This is a genomic window from Enterocloster sp. (genome assembly GCF_057861365.1).
Genome location: NZ_DBMACH010000009.1, coordinates 80740 through 99276, shown reverse-complemented (window position 1 = coordinate 99276; position 18537 = coordinate 80740). Strand labels below are relative to the sequence as shown.

The 18537-nt window shown below is 45.8% G+C and carries 15 protein-coding genes and 1 pseudogene; 13 read left to right on the top strand and 3 right to left on the bottom strand.

Annotated features, from left to right (window positions below):
• Positions 1 to 199 (top strand): annotated as a pseudogene (locus tag ACZM6M_RS11300) (phospholipase D family protein); the annotation flags it as partial.
• An 8-nt stretch (positions 200 to 207) separates the two neighbouring features.
• On the opposite strand, the gene ACZM6M_RS11295 reads toward ACZM6M_RS11300, so the two are convergent.
• Positions 208 to 1503: a glycosyltransferase family 2 protein gene (locus ACZM6M_RS11295; protein ID WP_066547824.1), complete on the bottom strand. Its 1296-nt coding sequence runs from the start codon at positions 1501 to 1503 to the stop codon at positions 208 to 210.
• Between the two features lie 285 nt (positions 1504 to 1788).
• Between ACZM6M_RS11295 and ACZM6M_RS11290 the strand changes: the two genes are divergently transcribed.
• The 8 genes from ACZM6M_RS11290 (at position 1789) to ACZM6M_RS11255 (ending at position 12865) form a co-directional block, all read left to right on the top strand.
• On the top strand, positions 1789 to 5736 hold the full coding sequence (locus ACZM6M_RS11290; RefSeq protein ID WP_418926569.1) for an EAL domain-containing protein: 3948 nt from the start codon (positions 1789 to 1791) through the stop codon (positions 5734 to 5736).
• Positions 5737 to 5848: 112 nt separating this feature from the next.
• Positions 5849 to 6280, top strand: coding sequence for a hypothetical protein (locus ACZM6M_RS11285; RefSeq protein WP_418926570.1), 432 nt, complete (start codon positions 5849 to 5851; stop codon positions 6278 to 6280).
• Positions 6277 to 7248 (top strand): ABC transporter permease, encoded by a 972-nt coding sequence (locus ACZM6M_RS11280; RefSeq protein ID WP_066547844.1) that lies wholly within the window; start codon positions 6277 to 6279, stop codon positions 7246 to 7248. Before ACZM6M_RS11285 ends, ACZM6M_RS11280 begins: the two co-directional genes overlap by 4 nt.
• A 33-nt stretch (positions 7249 to 7281) precedes the next feature.
• Positions 7282 to 8169: a diadenylate cyclase CdaA gene (gene cdaA, locus ACZM6M_RS11275; protein ID WP_418926571.1), complete on the top strand. Its 888-nt coding sequence runs from the start codon at positions 7282 to 7284 to the stop codon at positions 8167 to 8169.
• A complete protein-coding gene (locus ACZM6M_RS11270) occupies positions 8147 to 9454 on the top strand; it encodes a CdaR family protein (RefSeq protein WP_417045403.1) in 1308 nt (435 codons plus the stop codon). Before cdaA ends, ACZM6M_RS11270 begins: the two co-directional genes overlap by 23 nt.
• 36 nt (positions 9455 to 9490) lie before the next feature.
• Positions 9491 to 9754 (top strand): HPr family phosphocarrier protein, encoded by a 264-nt coding sequence (locus ACZM6M_RS11265; RefSeq protein WP_066547853.1) that lies wholly within the window; start codon positions 9491 to 9493, stop codon positions 9752 to 9754.
• Between the two features lie 82 nt (positions 9755 to 9836).
• Positions 9837 to 11558, top strand: a complete 1722-nt coding sequence (ptsP, locus tag ACZM6M_RS11260) for a phosphoenolpyruvate--protein phosphotransferase (RefSeq protein ID WP_489490434.1) — start codon at positions 9837 to 9839, stop codon at positions 11556 to 11558.
• Positions 11558 to 12865 carry an O-antigen polymerase gene (locus tag ACZM6M_RS11255; RefSeq protein ID WP_489490433.1) on the top strand — a complete coding sequence of 436 codons (1308 nt, stop codon included), beginning with the start codon at positions 11558 to 11560 and terminating at the stop codon, positions 12863 to 12865. The genes ptsP and ACZM6M_RS11255 overlap by 1 nt, the downstream gene beginning before the upstream one ends.
• Before the next feature lie 149 nt (positions 12866 to 13014).
• On the opposite strand, the gene ACZM6M_RS11250 is transcribed toward ACZM6M_RS11255, so the two are convergent.
• A complete protein-coding gene (locus tag ACZM6M_RS11250) occupies positions 13015 to 13962 on the bottom strand; it encodes a CehA/McbA family metallohydrolase (protein WP_337931999.1) in 948 nt (315 codons plus the stop codon).
• Positions 13946 to 14425 (bottom strand): DUF6669 family protein, encoded by a 480-nt coding sequence (locus ACZM6M_RS11245; protein ID WP_337932001.1) that lies wholly within the window; start codon positions 14423 to 14425, stop codon positions 13946 to 13948. The genes ACZM6M_RS11250 and ACZM6M_RS11245 overlap by 17 nt, the downstream gene beginning before the upstream one ends.
• A 362-nt stretch (positions 14426 to 14787) precedes the next feature.
• On the opposite strand from ACZM6M_RS11245, the gene ACZM6M_RS11240 reads away from it, so the two are divergent.
• From ACZM6M_RS11240 to ACZM6M_RS11225, 4 genes are all read left to right on the top strand, one after another.
• Positions 14788 to 15450 carry a glycerophosphodiester phosphodiesterase gene (locus ACZM6M_RS11240; RefSeq protein ID WP_337932003.1) on the top strand — a complete coding sequence of 221 codons (663 nt, stop codon included), beginning with the start codon at positions 14788 to 14790 and terminating at the stop codon, positions 15448 to 15450.
• Positions 15447 to 16286 carry an ABC transporter permease gene (locus ACZM6M_RS11235; RefSeq protein ID WP_418926573.1) on the top strand — a complete coding sequence of 280 codons (840 nt, stop codon included), beginning with the start codon at positions 15447 to 15449 and terminating at the stop codon, positions 16284 to 16286. The genes ACZM6M_RS11240 and ACZM6M_RS11235 overlap by 4 nt, the downstream gene beginning before the upstream one ends.
• An 11-nt stretch (positions 16287 to 16297) precedes the next feature.
• Positions 16298 to 17275 carry an ABC transporter ATP-binding protein gene (locus tag ACZM6M_RS11230; protein ID WP_337932006.1) on the top strand — a complete coding sequence of 326 codons (978 nt, stop codon included), beginning with the start codon at positions 16298 to 16300 and terminating at the stop codon, positions 17273 to 17275.
• Positions 17276 to 17347: 72 nt separating this feature from the next.
• The gene (locus ACZM6M_RS11225) at positions 17348 to 18523 is read left to right on the top strand and encodes an extracellular solute-binding protein (protein WP_337932008.1); all 1176 of its coding nucleotides are present in this window, start codon (positions 17348 to 17350) and stop codon (positions 18521 to 18523) included.
• Positions 18524 to 18537: the final 14 nt, after the last annotated feature.

The following is an 18537-nucleotide window of genomic DNA, read 5'->3' as shown; positions in this document are numbered from 1 at the left end:
GCTGGCAGTAGACTGCCCTGAATTAAACGCCTCTATCCGTGAGCAGGCACGGCCATTAAAAGAAAAAAGCCGCCACATGAGCCCGGATGGCCGGACTGAGGACGGACAAAATTATGAGCCGAGGGAGCAGGATATGGCAAAAAGGGCTGTATACGCGCTTCTTCGGATCGTAATCAGTCCTTTCCGCCATGTGCTGTAGGGGAAATCCTATCGCCCCTGTCCCTTGTTTGGAATCAGCTCTCCGGCCGTATTTCCATGGCAGATGGGTTTCCATTCTACCTTTTTGACAAGGGCAACGGCAGAGATCGGAATATAGGTAAACATAAAAATCGGGAAGGTGAAGGTATAAAGGATCTTCCTGCCCGCAGACATGGCGATCTGTTTCCATTCTACCGCCATGGTGATAGCGCCGTAGATCAGAAGGCTCACATAAAACATTCCAAGCGTCCTTCCAAGAAAGAAGATATTTTCCTCCACGATCATCCGGGCAATATAGCCGGGTTCTGTAAGATAGGCGCCCAGCATGACCACGTTGATGATCAGTGCTGCCAGGGTAAAAAACATTCCCGGTGCTACCGTCATAAAAATGTCATAGCAGGAGAAACCCTTTCTGCCCGGACGGAAGCAGCCGCGGATGAGATCCAGGCTGTAGTGCCAGTCAACCTGATAAAATCCCTTAGACCAGCGCAGTCTCTGTCTCCAGGACTGTTTAAAGTCTACGGGCTGTTCATCGTAGATAACGGCCTTGTCACAGTAGCCGATCACTTTTCCATCAATGGCGCAGTTTACAGAAAATTCAATATCCTCGGTCAGAAGATGGAAGGGCCAGCCTCCCTTTTCACGGATGACTTCTCCGGATACCAGAAACCCGGTGCCGGAAATGGCACAGTTGGTTCCCAAAAGCATACGGGGGAAGTTAAGGAAGCGGGCTTCGCGCAGAAACCACAGTCCATATCCGGCAGAGATCCAGTTGGCTCCGAAGTTTTTGGAATTGCGGTAGCTGGTCAGAGCCGCATAGTGGCCGCCGTCAAATGTATTGTTCATTTCCCGTACGAAATTGGGATCTACATAATTATCGGCATCAAATACAAAGTAGCCGTCATAAACATCCTTTCCGGAAGCGGACAGACATTTAAACAGATAATCCAAAGCGTAGCCCTTTCCGATCAGCTGGCGGTTAAAGCGGCGGTATACCTTGGCGCCTGCCTCTAAGGCTACCTGAGCCGTATTATCGGTACAGTTATCGGCGATCACATAGATATCAAGAAGCTCGGAAGGGTAATCCTGGGCCTTCAGGCTTGCGATCAGGCCGCCGATTACATTTGCCTCATTTCTGGCAGAAATCACAGCTGCATAGCGGTGAAGGGCATGGGAGACATCTGTCTCTTTTGTGTGCCGTTTCCACAGACCTAACAGCAGATAGCCAATCTGATAGAAATAAAACACAACAAAGATAGTGGCCATTACAAAATTAAAATAATGAAGCATTCGCAGTGTATTCATATCTAACCTCTTTACATGATATTTGGATCCTGTTTGTGATACAGAATCACAGTATTAGAATCAATATAAAAAAATAGCATATTTTTAAAATAATACAAGAGTTTTAAGCAAATTCATAAAAAATTAATATTTACTTCATATAGTATTCAATTATGAATGATAAGCAGCGTATCTGTCTGGTTCACTATTTACATTACATGGAACTACAGATATAATAAATGACAGAATACATGAACTTTCAGGAGTGAAAGGCAGGGAAAAAAGATGGCAGGGGGGTGCAGCTGTATGGCTTATAAATTTGATGCGGGATTTTTAAAGAGGATCATAGAACGGATGCAGTCCAGTCTGTATATTACGGACCCCGTTACCCATGAGATCCTTTATACCAACGGATATATCAAAGATGCGTTTCATTGTGAAAAGCCGGAGGGGAAATATTGCTGGGAGATTCTGCAAAAGGATATGAAGGGTCCCTGTTCCTTCTGTAAAATTCCTGATCTGTATAACAAAGAATTGGGAGAAGCTGTTGTCTGGCGGGAGCATAATGAGGTTTCAGGGCGCGATTATATCAATTATGACTGGCTGGAGGAATGGAACGGGCGCAGGTATCACATACAGAACTCTGTGGATATTACTTCTTTTTTTCAGCTGTCCATTGAGGCCTCTATTGACGAACTGACCGGGCTCTTAAACCGAAATGCGGGAAAAAATCATCTAAGCGAGGTTCTTTCCTCCTTAAAGGAGGACGGGCTTTGTACGGTAGCTCTTTGCGATCTAAATGGATTGAAATGGGTCAATGACACATATGGCCATCTGGAAGGCGACCGTTTTTTAAAGGTTACGGCCTGTACCATGCAGGAAGGGATGGAGGCTTCTGATTTTGCTTTCCGCCTCAGCGGAGATGAGTTCATTCTGGTTTTCCAGAATAAGGATTCTGATCAGGCAGCCGGTATTCTTGAGGAAATCCTTGCGCGCTTAAAGGAGCGCAGACAGTCCGTTGGCATCGATTATGAGGCAACCTTCAGCTACGGTCTGGTGACTGTGAATGGAGGCCACAGGCTCTCTGTTTCCGACGTTCTTTCCGTAGCGGATATGCAGATGTATATACGCAAGAGAGATTATCACATATTATCCGGAAAGCAGGCAGCCAGACGGCTCAGCAAAGAAGCGGCGACGAGAGGAAACGCTTTTTCCTATCATAAAGACCAGCTTTTAGACGCCCTGTCGGAGAGTATTGACGATTATATCTTTGTAGGCAATCTGAAGACAGGAGAGTTTCGTTATACCTGGCAGATGGCGGAGGACTTTGGGCTTCCCGGGCAGGTGGTAAAAAATGCAGCTTCCTTTTGGAAACGCAGGATCCATCCGGATGACGCAAGAATGTTTTTGGACAGTAATCAGGAGATTGCAGACGGAAGGGCAGACCGCCATGCCATTGTATACCGGGCGAAGGCAGCAGACGGCACATGGAAGCATCTTTTATGCAGAGGGCGGATGTACAGAGATGGAAATGGCCGCCCGGAGCTGTTTGCAGGGGTGATCCGCAATCTGGATAAAGAACATGAAAAGAGCCTGATGGCTCCAAAATCGGGAATTGCCAGAACTACGGTGGGACAAAAGGAGCTGGATTCCTTTTTGACGACGGCTATTATACGGGCTTCGAAGGGAAGTGCGGATAAGCCTCTGGGAGAGAAGGAACTTCTTTTTTCCTTCCGTTTCAATCTGACCAGAGAACGGCTGGAGGAGCTTTGGGGGTTGGATGAGAAGCTTAACAGAGAGAGCAGTGACAGAAGCCTTTCCTTCCTTTTAGGCTACATCAACAGCCATATTGCCAGCGAGGATGACAGGAAGCGGTTTGGACTCAGATATAACAGAGAAGAGATCTTGCGGGATATCACTTTAAAACGGGCAGTTCCGTCCTTTGAATTCAGGGAAAAGGACAGGGAAGGAAGGATCCGGTGGGCCAGAATGGATTTCCATGCAGTGCGGCAGAATGACGGAGATCTTCTTTTATATGGCTATGCCAGAAACATTGATGAGCAGAAAAAGAGAGAGCTGGCGCTGGAATACAAAGCCGGAACTGATATTGTCAGCGGTTTTTATGATCAGATAACCGTCCGCCTTATGATCCAGAGCATACTGGAAAATAAAAACAGCAAAAACGGTATTCATGCTACGCTGATCCTGGATATGGATGATTTTTCAAAAACAGGAAAAAATTGGTCCAGAGGCGAAAAGGAAGAGGTTCTCCGTCAGGCCAGCACGATCCTGCGCAGCAGCCTTCCGCCCCTTTCCGTGGCAGGACGGCTGGAGCAGGATGTATTTCTCATCTTTTACTTTGATATCTCCTCAGCAGATGAGATCAGGGAGGAGGCTGGCAGATTGCGCAGGCTGCTGTGCCGGACGTATCAGGCGGGGAACGAGCTTTTGTATATGAGCTGGTCGGCAGGTCTTTGCTGCAGCTGTGAGGAAACCGTTACATACGACCAGCTGTATCACAGGAGTTTAAAAGCTCTGGAACGGGCTAAATATGAGGGCAAAGACCAGATGAAGGTCTATGGGGAGAGGAGTGAGACAGCAGAGAGGCAGAAGCTTTCCTGGGAGCTTTTAAGAGAATGCTTCAAAATTGGGGATACCGGTATTATACCACCGGCCTTTGGAGAAGCAGCGGCTGCGCAGAGGCTTTCTTTTATTCCAGCAGAAGAAGCTTCTCTTTTATGGGAACGTCTGGGTGCAAGATCTGGACAGGAACAGGTGTTTGAAGCAGAAAAGAGGGAGGAAGCTGCCTATGGGGAGCTGGAAGGCCTGCTGGAAGAAACATCGTATCAATTCCCGCTTTTGTGGACTGGCTGCTGGGGAGACTGCCTTACAGGCCTGCTTGTAGCAGAAGGGGTATGGGATAAGAAACAGTGTTCCAGAGTATTGAGGGAAATTTCCGGCTTTGTGGGAAAGATGGCCCAGTACCGTTTGATGCAGGAAAAATACAGCTATGTTATGACCCATGACAGGGAATCTGGACTTTTAAATTATCAGTCCTATATCCGGTGCCTGAGCCACGAAAATCAGGAAATCTATTCATCCATGGGAGTAGCAGGGATCCATATCTGGGATTTTAAGGGATATAATCAGCGCTATGGCCATGCAGGAGGCGACCGGCTTTTAGCACAGCTGGGAGAGAAGATACGGGAAATTTTTAAGGGGGCGGACTGCTACCGCATCAGTGGAGCGGGCTTTCTGATCCGTTTTGCAGATGTAACAAAAGACCGGTTTGAGGAACAAGGCAGGCGGTTTCAGATGGAAGCAGAAACGCTGTGCCCGGGGCAGATTCTCTGCGAATATGTGTGGACAGCTCAGGTTCAGGCGCCCATGAAGCTTCAGCAGCAGGTGGAGGAAAAACTGCAGATCGCCATGAACCAGAGAAGTACCAGGGCCTATGGCGGAAGGACGCCTGCCGCAGCCCGAATGCTTTCTGAGCTTAAACAGGCGATAAAAAGAGGCGGGTTTACTGCTTTTTTCCAACCCAAGGCAGACTTAAAAACAGGCCGTATCTGTGGAGCAGAGGCGCTGGTGCGCTATCAACATGGAAGAAAGGGTGTAATTACGCCGGATAAATTTCTGCCGGAAATTGAAAAGGCCGGACTGATCCGCTATATTGACCTTTTTGTGCTGGAGGAGAGCTGCCGCCTGATGCGCCAGTGGCTGGATGAAGGCTGGGAAGGATTTCCTGTTTCTCTTAATTATTCCAGAATTACGATTTTAGAGCCGGGGATATTAGAAGAAACCTGCGGTATTACAGACCGTTATCGTATTCCGCACAGGCTTATTTCCATTGAGATTACAGAAACTATCAGCGCAGTAGACAATATCAGCCTGAAGGCCATTACCACAGCATTTACAGAGGCCGGCTATGGTATTTCCCTGGACGATTTCGGAACGGAGTACAGCAATATCCATGTGCTTTATGATCTCCCGATCAAGATCCTGAAAATAGACCGAAGCATTGTCACAGATATGTTCCACAATCCAAAGGCAGGAATTGTGGCCCAGAGCGTATTTGCGGCCTGCAAAAGCCTTAAGATCCGTACGGTGGCCGAGGGCGTGGAGACAAAGGAACAGGCAGATATTTTAAAAGAAATGGGCTGCGATATGATCCAGGGTTACTATATTAATAAGCCGCTTCCGGGCGATTGCTTTAAAGAAACCTGTCTGTCCTTTTCGGACATACAAAAATAAAAGTTCATTTAAAGTGTCGCAAAATATAAAAAGTTGTGGTATACTGAATTGACATATTTTGAGAATCCTGTGCCTGTAAATCATTTCCGGGCATATAATAAGGAGCGTTCCTATGCTGAATGAAGAGAAGATCCGCTATATGACAGAGCTGGCCATATTTGAAAAGAATGAAGGCAGAAAGATTTTTCCCGTAAACCGTTTTTTTAGGAGCGATTATGTGGGCGGTCAGATGTTCAGGGGCTTTTTCGGCTATACCTTCAGCTTCCTTTTGATCGTTCTCACCTGGGCGATGTACAGATTGGATGTGATCTTGGGCGGGGCCGGGCCCGACACGGTTCTTGGCTGGATTAAAAACGGGACGTTTGCATATGTGGGAGGTCTGGTTTTATATCTTGCCGTTACCTGGAAGATCAGCTCCCGGCGCTATGAGATAGCCGCACGGAGCCAGACGATGTTTACAGCCCGCTTAAAACATCTGATCAGACGATATGGAAAAGACCAGCCGGATACAGGCAGAGAAAAACGGGGAGGAAGAGCTATATGACAGGACTGCTGCTCTGGAAAGAGCATCTGAAGGGATTTTATCAGAAATATAATCAGCTGCTCCATCCGCTGATCCGCTTTCTGTTTACATTGTGCACTGTTTTAAGCATCAATTCTACTGTTGGATATATGGCAAAACTTAAGAATCCACTGGTGGTTTTTATGGTCTGCCTGGTCGGAACGCTGCTTCCCAACTGTATGCTGGTATTTCTCATAGGGGGATTTTTGGCAGTTCATCTGTATGCGGTGTCTGTAGAAATGGCGCTGATCGCGGTTCTTGTGATGATGATAATAGGCATCCTTTATTATGGCTTTAAACCGGGAGACAGCTGGCTTATGGTTCTTACGTCGCTGGCATTTCTGTTTAAAATCCCTTATGCGGTTCCGCTTCTGGTAGGACTGGGAGGAAGCTTAAGTTCCGTGATCCCTGTGGGCTGCGGCATCTTTTTTTACTACCTTATCATGTATGTAAAGCAGAATGCAGGCGTTCTCACAGGAGAAGCCGCCGTGGACATGGTACAGCGCTACAGCCAGATTGTGCGGTCCGTATTTTTAAATCAGACCATGACGGTGATGATCGCTACCTGTGCGGTAGGTATTCTTGTGGTATACCTGATCCGCCGCCTTTCCATTGACTATGCCTGGCTGGCAGCCATTGTGACAGGTTCTGTAGCAGAGCTTGTGGTGATCTTTATCGGTGATTTTGTGTTTGGCGTGCCGGCAGCACCTCTTGAAATGGTTGTGGGGATGCTGGTGTCGGCGGCTTTGGCGGCTTTGTATAATTTCTTTATTTTTTCAGTAGACTACTCCCGCACGGAGTATGTGCAGTTTGAGGACGATGACTATTACTACTATGTAAAAGCTGTTCCAAAGATGACTATGAGCACCACAGATGTGCGGGTAAAAAAGATCAATACGCACAGGCGGAGCGCAAGAGAGCGTGAGCCGGGAGGAACAAGGCAGCCGTAACATATGATATTTGTGAGAGGAGGGCGATAGAAGATGGATATTTTTCTGGAAGTGCTGGATAAGCTGTCATCCTGGCTGTCTCTGCTGCCCAGGATCTCAGCCAAAAATATAGTGGAGATCGCTATTATTTCTTTTCTTGTCTACGAGCTTTTGGTCTGGATCAAAAACACCAGAGCCTGGACTCTTCTAAAAGGCCTTTTGGTGATTTTTGCCTTTTCAGTGGTTGTGGTGCTGTTTAAGCTCGATACCATTCTCTGGATCATCAAAAATATTACAGCCATTGCGGTAACGGCTCTTTTAGTTGTATTTCAGCCGGAACTCAGAAAGGCTTTGGAGCAGCTGGGAAGTCAGAATATTATTACCAATTTTCTTCCGGTAGACTCTTCCGGTAAAGAAGGAAGCGGATTTAATGAGCGTACGGTCAATGAGCTGGTCCGCGCCACCTTTGAAATGGCAAAGGTAAAGACGGGAGCTCTGATGGTGATTGAACGCGGCACCTCCTTAAAGGAGATTGAGCGTACGGGAATTGAGATCAACGGACTGATCAGCAGCCAGCTTCTGATCAATATATTTGAGCACAATACCCCTCTTCATGACGGAGCAGTGGTGATCCGGGGAAATCGGGTAGCAGCAGCTACCTGCTACCTGCCTCTGTCGGATAATATGTCCATCAACAAGGCTCTGGGAACACGCCACCGTGCGGCAGTAGGCGTTAGTGAAAGTACAGACAGCCTGACGATTGTTGTATCAGAGGAAACGGGACGTGTTTCCGTTGCTAAGGAAGGACATCTTCAGACGGTATCTGACGCGGAAACCCTCAGAACGATCCTGTCCGGGATCCGGGAAACAGCCGAACCGTCTGGCAGTCGGTTTAGGTTATGGAAGGGAAGGCTGATCAATGGAAAAAAAGCTGATAAATAATTTAAAACTGAAAATTCTTTCCGTATTCATCGCTTTCTTTGTATGGCTGGCTGTGGTAAATATATCAAACCCTGATATTACAGCAACCCAGATCGTGTCTCTGGATGTGATCAATGAATCTGTGCTTACCTCCAGTAAAAAGACCTATGAGCTTTTAGACGACAGGAGTACGGTTACTGTTTCCTACAAGGTCCGGACTCTGGACGCAGGAGGTGTTTCTCCTTCAGATTTCAGAGCCTATATTGATCTGGCAGATATGTATGAGCCTACAGGTGCAGTTCCTGTCAAGATAGAGGTTAAAAATAACCGTGTGGATTCGGTAGAGGCCAAGCCGGGAGTGATCCGTGTAAGGACAGAGGATCTGCAGGAGAAGCCTTTTGAGCTTACGCCTAAATATGTAGGAAAGGCGGAGGAAGGCTACCGCCAGGGAAGCGTCAGTTTGTCACCGTCTAAGATCGTTGTAAGCGGCCCCCAGTCTCTGGTAGGACAGATCAGCAGCGTGGGGATTGAAATCGACTTAAGCGGGGCGACGGAGGATCTTACCGGTACCAGGCCCATTAAATGTTACGATGCCAATGGCGAGGAGATTGCCCTGGATGAACGGGTTACTTTAAGCCGGACGGAGGCGGATTATGATCAGTCTATTCTCAAGGTAAAGAATCTGGGATTGAATTTTGAAACAGAGGGCCGTGTGGCAGAAGGATACCGCTATACAGGGATTGAGTCCAGCATTAACTCGGTGGAAGTAGTCGGACTTAAATCCGATCTGGCGGGAATCAATTCCATTACCATTCCGAAAACAGAGTTGAATATGGACGGAGCTGATTCAGACCGCAAGGTCAATATTGATCTGAAACAGTATCTGCCGGACGGAGTATCTCTTGCAGGAGAGGAAAGTCAGATTACGGTTACCATCAAGGTAGAGCCTCTTGAAACAAAGGATATTGTGCTGGGAGCCGATGCAGTCCGCCAGGTAGGTGCATCCAGCCACTATAGCTATCAGTTTGACCGGGATCAGATCACGGTTACCATCAAGGGGCTGGCGGAGGATCTGGATCAGCTGACCGAGGAAAGCCTGGAGGCAGAGGTGGATGTAAGCGATATGCAGCCCGGAACCCATACGGCAGAAGTAACGTTCCAGCTGGGAGCCGCCTATGAGCTGGTAAGCTGTGATCCTCTTCAGATCATTGTCCATGACCGGACAGAGGAATCAAAAGAGAGCATGGAAACGGAAAGCCAGGCAGAGACAGAGGAAGAAAGCGCCTCTGCTTCCGAGCAGTCATAGCAGCGTGTATTATGGATAAGACAGGAGTGAAGTTATATGGTAAATGAGGCAACTATAATTAAAAATCCATCCGGCCTTCACTTAAGGCCGGCAGGAATTTTGTGCAAGGAAGCGTTAAAGTTTAAATCAAAAATATCCTTCAGGGTCCGCAACGTTACGGCCAATGCAAAGAGTGTTTTAAGCGTTCTTGGAGCCTGTGTCAAATGCGGTGAGGAAGTGGAATTTATCTGTGATGGTTCCGATGAGGAAGAGGCTCTTAAAGCCATTATCCGTCTGGTGGACGACCGTCTGGGAGAATGATGACGGCAACCAAAGGTTGTGAGTATAAATAAGGAAATACCGGTATGGGCCGGGATTTCAAAATATTAAGGAGGAAATACATATGTATAAGGGAACAAATGCTTCTGACGGTATCGGCATCGGTACTGCGGTGATTGTGGAGGAAGCAGAGCTTATCATTACAAGGAGGGAAGTAAACGATACAGAGGCAGAGGTGCAGCGTTTTAAGGGAGCGCTGGAAACAACCATTGCTGAAACCCAAAAAATGGCTGAGGATCTGGCTGCCCGTGTGGGTGAAAAGGAAGCCGAGATCATGCAGGGCCATATGATGCTTTTATCTGACCCGATGCTGACAGGGGAGATTGAAAATTCTATTCAGAATGATAAGGTAAACAGTGAGTTTGCCATTGAAAATGTCTGCAATATGTATGCAGATATGTTCGCGTCCATGGGCGATGAGCTGATGCAGCAGAGAGCGACCGATATGCGGGACATTAAGGTGCGTATGCAGCGTACCCTGATGGGACTTCAGTCTGTGGACGTATCTGCCCTTCCGGCAGGAACGATCCTGGTGGCAAAGGATCTGACCCCATCTATGACAGCAGGCATCAATCCGGCGAATGTAACCGGTATTGTAACAGAACTTGGCGGACGTACCTCCCACAGTGCAATTCTTGCAAGAGCCCTGGAGATTCCTGCGGTAGTTGCCGTAAACGGCCTGTTAGATAAGGTAAAGGATGGAGAAACGGTTGTCCTTGACGGAAGCGCCGGAGAGGTTTATGTAAATCCGGAGGCAGAGGTAAAGGCTGCCTACGAGGCAAAGAGAGAGCAGTTTTTAATGGATAAGAAGGAGCTGGAAAAATATATCGGACAGCCCTCTGTGACAAAGGATGGTGTACAGGTTGAGATTGTAGCCAATATCGGAAAGCCTGAGGATATTGATAAGGTGCTTCAGTATGACGCAGAGGGAATCGGTCTGTTCCGTACGGAGTTCTTATTCATGGATCGCACTGCAATGCCTACAGAGGAGGAGCAGTTTGAGGCTTATAAAAAGGTAGCTGCCGCTATGAACGGAAAGCCGGTGATCATCCGTACCCTGGATATCGGAGGCGATAAGGAAATTCCTTATATGGGACTTGAAAAGGATGAAAATCCATTCCTTGGCTACCGTGCTATCCGGTTATGCCTGGATCGTAAGGAGGATATCTATAAGCCTCAGCTGCGCGCCCTTTTAAGAGCCAGTGCATTTGGAAACATCCGCATCATGATTCCTCTTGTAACCTGTATCGATGAGTTCAGAGAGGCAAAGGCCCTGATCGAAGAGATCAAAAAGGAACTGGATGAAAAGGGAATTGCCTATAAGAAGGATATTCAGGTAGGCATCATGGTGGAGACTGCGGCAGCATCCCTGATCGCTGATATTTTTGCAAAGGAAGCAGACTTCTTCAGCATCGGAACTAATGACCTGACCCAGTATACCATGTCGGTAGACCGCGGAAATAAAAAGATTTCCTACCTTTACTCCACCTTTAATCCGGCTGTCCTTAGAAGTATCCGCCATATTATTGCCTGCGGACGGGAAACAGGCATTATGGTAGGAATGTGCGGCGAGGCTGCCAGCGATCCCATGATGGTTCCGCTGCTGCTTGCCTTTGGCTTAAATGAGTTCAGTATGAGCGCCTCTGCAGTGCTGCGCACCAGAAAGCTGGTAACAGGCTTCAGCATTAAGGAGCTGCAGGCAGTGGCAGAGAAGGCAATGAGCTTTGCTACAGCGGCAGAAGTGGAAGCTTATATGAAAGAATTTATGGAGAAGATGACCGACTGATGTTAGTTTACCTCATTTGTTACATTGTAAGTTTTATCCTGGCCTGGCAGCACATTTATGTGCTGTCCGGCCTTGTGCTCTTAGGAGCAGCTCTGTGGCTGTATATAAAGGATTATATGAGAACAGGAAACCTGATCCATCTTCGGGGACTGTTCTGTCTCTTTTTTGTGGGCGGACAGGGGATCTCCTGCTTTAAGCTTTCCAGGCTTCAGACTGACTGGGCGCTTATGACCTGGATCAGCCTTTTTCTGGCTGTCGTTTTTTTCTGGACGGTCTTTGAGATACTCACCCGTCTTTTTGACGGCTGGTCGGAAAAGGACATGCAGTCAGTTTACCGCTTTTTTTCCTCCGGGGAATCGCCTCTGCAGGCAAAGCGCATCCTGATTTCCATGAGCGTCATCACTGCAGTATCCCTTCTGGCCTTTTTATTTGAGGCCTGGAGACTGGGCTTTGTTCCCATGTTTTCTTACGGCGTACCTCACGCCTATTCAGAGTTCCACATCAGCGGAGTTCATTACTTTACCGTATCCTGCGTACTGGTTCCCAGTCTTTCCGTGGTTTACAGCGTAATGACAGCCAGACGGGGAAGAGGACTTACAAGAGACAGAGGCTTTTGGCTGGCAGTGGTTTTGGATGTGGTGGCTCTTTCTATCCCGCTTTTATGTGTATCCAGATTTCAGCTGATCCTTGCAGCAGGCATGGCGGTATTCACCTATATCTCTATGACCGGAAGCTTCGGTCTGATACACGCAGGAATTTTGATCGTCCTTTTAATCCCGGCCTACCTGATCCTCACCGTATTAAGAAGCCACAGTGTAGAATATTTAAACGGCATCTTTGAGATGAAAAACAGCCATATGCCCATTTTCATCACCCAGCCTTATATCTACATTGCTAATAATTACGACAACTTCAACTGCCTGGTAGAACAGCTGGGCCGCCACAGCTTCGGACTCAAGGGACTGTTTCCATTATGGGCGCTGACAGGCCTTAAATTCCTGTTTCCGTCTCTTGTGAACTTTCCATTATATGTAACAAAAGAGGAACTGACGACGGTCACCTTATTTTACGATGCCTACTACGATTTTGGCGTTTTCGGCATGATCTTTTTCGGAACCCTTCTGGGCGCGGCCTGCTACGGCCTGGTTCGTTTCAGGAAAAAACTCACCTGCCCCGCAGGCCACATCATCTACGCCCAGATCGCCATGTACATGGTTCTGTCCTTCTTTACCACCTGGTTCTCCAACCCAACCACCTGGTTCTACCTGATCTTATCAGGATTGGTCTATTTTTATGTAGATGCTTAAATGAAAAGTCTAATCCCCAGCTATGCTGGGGAGAATAGTGTAAGTGGAAACGGTGAGGGCAGGCAGAGGAATCAAGAAAAGAAGATTCAAGAAGTACCGCTTTATAGAGGGCTAATATAAAACCACCAGTTGAACTGGTGGCTGCTGACTCAGAAAAAAATAGGACCAGATACAGCGGTTAAATAGGAAAAATCCAGTTGTTCTGAATGAAAGGACTCCGCTGGAAAAAGCAACAGTACAGCTCCCTTGGAGGAGCGTATGGTATAAGGCAGAGATACATGACAGTCTTTATTTCCGATAGGAATGACAAGGCTGTCTTTTTCTGTTTTTATAATACAGAAAAAAGAAGCTTCCGTTTCCGGCTCCTGTATTGGAACTGGAGTAAGGCCTGGCAAAAGGGAAAGAGTTAAAGTTTCTCCAGATAAAGTCCAGTGGAGAACCGGCCCACGTGTTACACAAGTCCGGCAGCGGCGTATGGCCTGAGCCAGAAGCTGGGAAGCGTTTTGAAAACGGCTGAAGTTATCTTCTGTTTCAATAAAGGTAGTAAAAACCCCACTTAGATCCATAGGTCCATGAAGATCCAGTCCGCTGACTGGAGCGATAGGAAAACCAGAACAGGACAGATGGATCCACCACTGAATGGCCTGATAATTGTCGGGAATCATGGGATGAGCGTTATTTATAATTTCAATGAAATCTATCAGGCCAGGATCGTGGATGTTCATATCCCAGCGCATGCCATTGGAAAATGGAGAAGGCACGGAGAATGGGTGGGCAGGTCCGGCCAGACCACCGGCTTCATGAACCCGATGGAACAGAAGATCAGCGTTATTGGAATCAATATCATCCCAAGGAATATAAGAGGACACATTTTGACAGAGCATATGACCATAGTAGGAAGTAAGTTCATAGCCGAATATATACCGAATTTGATCTCCGCAGGCTGCAGGAAGCTGGGATAAGCCGGAAATTGTGTTATGATCAGTCAGGGAAAAACAAGGGATTTCTTGAGCTGCCATAAATTCAGACAGCTCTGTCGGAGTCATAGTTCCATCAGATTCAATCGTATGATTATGCAGTTCAATTCGTATCCACATCTTCAGTCCCTCCTTTAATCTCAAGAGTCCAGGGGGTATTATTTTCTATTACCTGGTATACATTGACGATGATTTTTAACATACCGTTTTGCCCTTTGTAGGGAAGACATCCTCTGGAATAGAGTCCCTCTTTTAACAGGATTTTTTTCTTTGTCCCAGGCATATGCACATTTCCGACGAACGTGCCATCTATAAGGATGCAGAGTTGTAGTTCCGTTTTCATAGATTGAGTCATTTCCAGAAGCTGCCGGTCAGTGGGAATCCGGCCTAGATAGGGCATGGCCTGCCGGATCAGCTGGTGCCGGAAACATTCTATATAAGAAACCGGATCTTCCAGATGTTCTTTTTCATAGGTCAGTTCTACAGAAAGTTCATGGATTTCATCGGGAATATGAAACTGAAAGATTATATTTCCGGTGAATCCACGGCTGAGAGAGCCGTGAAAGGTCTGAAGTGTTTTCATGGAATCCTCCTTATGTCTTTTTCTTCGCAGTTTATCTGGGGAGTCTTTTTGTTATATCTAAAGTTTGAAATCACCTGCTTTTCATCTTAAGAATCCTGCAGTGCAGGTTTCTCACCGTATTTTGATCAGGATCAGAAATTTGTTTCGCAATTGCCTGTTTTTAACTTAATAAGAATAACGGATAAATTGTAAAGAATAAAAGAGTACAAACGTAAAAAATAGGTAATATTTTAGATAATTGTATAAATAGACAAACAATAGATATTTTTTACATAAAATTTATCTAAATTATCTTTTTTGAGCATGGATATCTTGATATATTGAACGCATTCCAAGCAGAGAAAAGAAGGAGAAAAATGATTATGAGTAAAATTACAGCACATTCCGGATGTGATGGAATGCCGGATAACTCTATGGAATTTGTAAGATATGCATTGGGTTCAGAAGGGGATTGTTTCGAGGTAGATATTAGAAGAAATCGAAACGAAGAATTAATCCTGTCTCATGATGAAAGCACAGAGATGGCAGTAAAACTGAGTCAGGTATTTGAACTTTTAAAAGAACGGCCGGATAAGAAAATCAACTGTGACTTGAAGAGTCCGGGACTGGAAGTTCCGGTATATCAACTGGCCAGAGAATACAAGGTGGAAAATCAATTGATATATTCAGGGGCTGTGAGCGTTTCTTTTATGGAAACAAGATTGGAAAAACATTCGGAAGTACAGGTATACTGGAATATTGAAAATCTGATTCCGGAAACAGATCTGAGACGAAATATCAATATGAAGCAGATAGAACAGGCATTTCATACGGCTGTGAATTATTCGGCCCAGTGCATCAACATGGAATATCATATGTTTACAGACAAGATAATAGAACTTTTAAAATCTATAGGGCTGGGAAGTTCTGCATGGACAGTTAATGAACCAGAGGATCTGCAGAAACTGATGAAAAAAGGAATTACGAATATCACGACCCGGAATCTTAAAACAGCGCTGGCAATTCGGAAGGAGATGGAAGGATGAAACGGATGTCTCCCAAAGCTTTTTATTATACAATAGGAAAGAAGAATTTTTTTCAATATATCCTGTTTGGAATATTTATATTGTTTTTTTATATGCCGCTGATGAATTTATGCATGCTGGCATTTGCAGATAAATATGAGGTTCCAGTCATTATTCCCCAGAAGTTTGGTTTTCGGTGGTGGGAATTTGTGCTTGGACAGGGAAGTCTGCTAAGTTCTATTGCAACCTCTTTTGTACTGGCAGTTATCGTGACGGCAGTATCTCTTCTGATCTGTATTCCGGCAGCTTATGCCCTGGCCCGGTTTAATTTTAAAGGGAAAAGAATCTTTCTGCTGTCGTTTCTTTTAAGCAATGCTTACCCAAGAATGGGACTTTATATCTCAATCGGTATTCTATTTTATAGATTGAATCTGATGGGAACTTTTGTAGGAGTGGTTATCATCCATGTATTGAATTCCATGATGTTTATGACATGGATTCCGTCAGGAGCTTTCAGGGGAGTTTACAGGCAGCAGGAGGAATCTGCCAGAGATGCAGGAGCGGGACCACTGAGAACCTTTTTCTGTATCACACTTCCTCTGGCCATGCCGGGTATTGCAGTTGCAAGTGTGTTTACATTTCTGGGTTCTTTGGAAGAGGCACAGGGGACGCTGCTGGTAGGTTTCCCTCAGATAAAAACCATGCCAGTAGAACTTTATGGGGTTATCATGGAATATCCGCTGACAGCCGGGCCGGTGCTGTCTCTGATTTTGATTATCCCTACAATACTGATTTTGTTTGTTATGAGAAAATACATCAATGCAGATAATCTTTCCCAGGGCTATGGAATGAAATAGGAGGAATTATAATGGAAAGAAAAATAAAACTTCAGATTACGGGTATGGAGAAAAAATATAAAAATGGAGACGGTGTAGAAAATATTAATATCGATGTCTATGAAGGAGAGTTTGTGACCATGCTGGGTCCATCCGGCTGTGGAAAATCCACGATACTGAGAACTTTGGGAGGATTTTTGGACATTGATAAGGGTGACGTTCTTATTGACGGTCAGTCTGTCAAAAATCTTCCGCCGGAAAAAAGGCCAACAGCCATGGTATTTCAAAGTTATAATTTATGGCCCCATATGACGGTATATGAAAATCTGGCTTTTGGACTGGAAATAAAAAAAGTTCCTAAAAATAAAATCAGGAGTGAGATTGAACGGGGACTTAAGCTGGTAAATATGTCTGGTTATGAAAAAAAATATCCAGGTCAGCTTTCTGGCGGGCAGCAACAGCGGATTGCCATTGCCAGAGCGTTACTTTTAAAGCCATCCGTTCTTCTGCTGGATGAGCCCTTTTCCGCTTTGGACGCCAAGATCAGAGCACAGATGAGGGAAGAATTGAAAAAAATCCAGGAAGAATTAAACATCACAGTGGTATTTGTAACGCACGATCAGGAAGAGGCAATGGCGCTGTCCCATCGGATCGTAGTTATGAATAAGGGATTTATAGAGCAGATCGGAACTCCTACAGAAATCTATGATCATCCGGCAACCCGGTTTGTAGCTTCTTTTATCGGAGAAATGAACTTCCTGACCAGACAGGATGGAAGCTCGGTAGCTGTACGACCGGAGGATGTGACAATTACCAGAGGCGAGGTTCAGGGACAAATTTCCGGAGATGTGAGAACGATTATGGTATTGGGACATTTTGTAGAGGTTAATATAGAGGTAGAAAACAGACAGGTGATTAAGACCTATGTTGCCAGAAATGTAGCCGACCAGCTGCATATGAAAGACAGGGTTTCCCTGTCGTTTGCAAAAACTTACCAGTACTGTGCCTGAAGAAGGGGCATGCGAAGATTTATTATAGAAATAATGACAGTATAAGAAGAATATTTAAAGGAGAAAAGGAAGATGAGAAAGAAAAAGGTAAGCTGTGGAAAGAAAACTGCTGTGATGGCATTGGCTGTGTTTCTTGGAACAATGCTGATGACGGGATGTTCTTCCAGTGTATCCGGAAAACCGGTATCTGGCGAAAAACCGGTAGTGACGGTATGGGCTGGAGGATCTGATAATGTAAGAGTTCAGTTTGAAAAGCAAATCCAGCAGTTTAATGCTTCCCAGGATCAGTATACAGCAGAACTTCAGTTTATTACATCGGGAACTGGTGCCCAGGGACTGTTTGAACGTGTAGTTGCTGCTAAAAAAGCCGGTCAGACCAATACAGACTATGATGTGATTGAACTGGGTGGTGATGAAGTGACGAAATATGTAGATGAAGGCGGAGAGGATTTCTTTATTCCATTGGATAAGAGCAAGATTCCAAATATAGAGTCTCTTCAGGTTGAATCAACATTCCGAAACGACCTGGTAATGCCATACAGAGGAACGACGGTAGTTCTGGCCTATAATTCCGAAACTGTAGAAAATCCGCCTAAGACGGCAGAGGAACTTTACCAGTGGATCAAGGATCATCCGGGACGTTTTGCTTATAACACCCCATCATCCGGAGGTGCCGGTGGATCTTTGGTAACTACCAGTATCTACAATTTCCTGGATGAGTCTGCTCTTACATCATCCGATCCGGCTAATAAAGAAAAATGGAACAAGGGATTTGAGCTTTTGAAGGAACTTCATCCGTATATGTATAAATCTTCAGGTAAAGTGGTATATCCAAATAAAAATCAGGGCACGCTGGATCTATTAGCCAATAAAGAGGTGGATATGATACCAGCTTGGGCAGATATGGCGATCACACAGATGAAACAGGGAACTCTTCCAGAGTCTATTAAGATTACTCAAATCGAACCCTCTTTTACCGGAAGCCCGGTAGTTCTGGGAATTCCTTCTATTGGATCTGACCAGGACGGAGCATATGCATTCCTGAACTACATGCTGACTCCAGAAGCCCAGAATATTGCCCTGGATTCTATGGCAGCAATCCCGGTAATTGACTTTAGCCTTTTGGATCCAGAATTGACAAAAAGTATCGAGGAACTGAAAATTGAGAAATTCCGTATCGGAAGCCTGGGAAATTTGGGAACTGAGCTTTACGAAGAATGGGATAAGCAGATAGGAACCCTTGAGTAATGGTAAGGAGAGAG